Origin of the sequence: Paenibacillus etheri, assembly GCF_001012825.1 — a bacterium.
In the GTDB taxonomy this organism is placed as follows: domain Bacteria; phylum Bacillota; class Bacilli; order Paenibacillales; family Paenibacillaceae; genus Paenibacillus_AQ; species Paenibacillus_AQ etheri.
Genome location: NZ_LCZJ02000051.1, coordinates 1 through 1184, shown reverse-complemented (window position 1 = coordinate 1184; position 1184 = coordinate 1). Strand labels below are relative to the sequence as shown.

2 protein-coding genes are annotated in these 1184 nt (G+C 46.0%); both read right to left on the bottom strand.

Annotation, left to right across the window (positions count from 1 at the left end):
- Positions 1-844 (bottom strand): IS3 family transposase (locus UQ64_RS27155; RefSeq protein WP_082651346.1); only part of this gene is annotated, 844 nt, incomplete at its 3' end.
- 35 nt (positions 845-879) lie between these two features.
- The coding region (locus tag UQ64_RS27150; RefSeq protein WP_060626588.1) for a helix-turn-helix domain-containing protein at positions 880-1184 on the bottom strand (305 nt) is incomplete at its 5' end.

Here is a 1184-nt window from a genome sequence, read left to right as displayed (position 1 = left end):
AAAATACGGCAGGAGGTTTCGATTTTAAACTACCGTGCATTTTTCGGTTATTGTAGAAATCCATGTACTGGTCAAGCGATTCATAGGCCTCTTCAAATGTCCTAAAGTCCCTTATACGGAACAGATCGCGTTCCATCAAACTATGGAAAGACTCAATGTAGGCATTCATATTTGGTGTCCTTGGAGGTATGCGCTCATGGATAATATCTAGACTCTCGCACATATCTCCAAATAGTTTACTGGTGAATTGAGGGCCGTTATCCGTACGAATTGTAGGCATCTCTTCACCTGTTGTTATCCGATTCTGAAGGGCGTAACAAAGCGTCTGAGCGGCGTGCTTAGCTTCACAAGCGGGCCCTCTGTACTGCTTAACAACAACGCGATCAAACACATCAATGATGCTGAGCACATAAAAGAAACGCTCCAGCCCACTGACGTATCCGTATTTAATATCCATTTGCCACAGTTGATTAGAGCCTGTAACGATGCGGTTTCTCGGCAGTCTACGCGGATGTGACTGGACTCGCTGGCGTGGTTTTTGAAGAATGCCTAGCTCGTCACATAACCGGTAAGACTTCTTTTTATTTAGTTTCACGTTGTATTTGTCCTGAATACATTTTGCGAGAAGTTTGTAGCCGTAAACATACTCTTCACCTTCAATCAGTTCAAGAAGCCATTGATTTATCCGTTCGTCGCATATGCGTTCGCCCTCATACGTATAAGAGTATCCGGGCACTGGACGGCCACGTCGGCCTCTTGTAGGGCGTTCAGATGGTGCAACATTCGCTCTTTTTTTGCGGTCATAATAGGTGGATTCCGAAATGCCTAGGATGCGCAGAACCACTGCTACTGGTTCTCCCCGCTTAATAAATGGTTCTGCTACTTCGAGTTTTTCAGATAAGCGGGGGCTTGCTTTTTTAGCAGTTCTCGTAAGATTTCAAGCTCGAGTTCCTTCTCCCCGAGCACCTTAACCGCCTTTTCATACCGCTGTTCGACCTCTTGCAGCCGTTGCAGCTCCTGGAGGTGCTCGTCAGCAAACGGAATCTCTTCAGCAGGGATGAAGTCACGATGATCTCTTATCCAACTACGAATGGTTTCAGGATGGATGTCATACATGCGAGCCAATACCCCCACCTTAATACCAGCCAACGCTTCTTTGACGATGTTAAGCTGCGTTTCTTTAT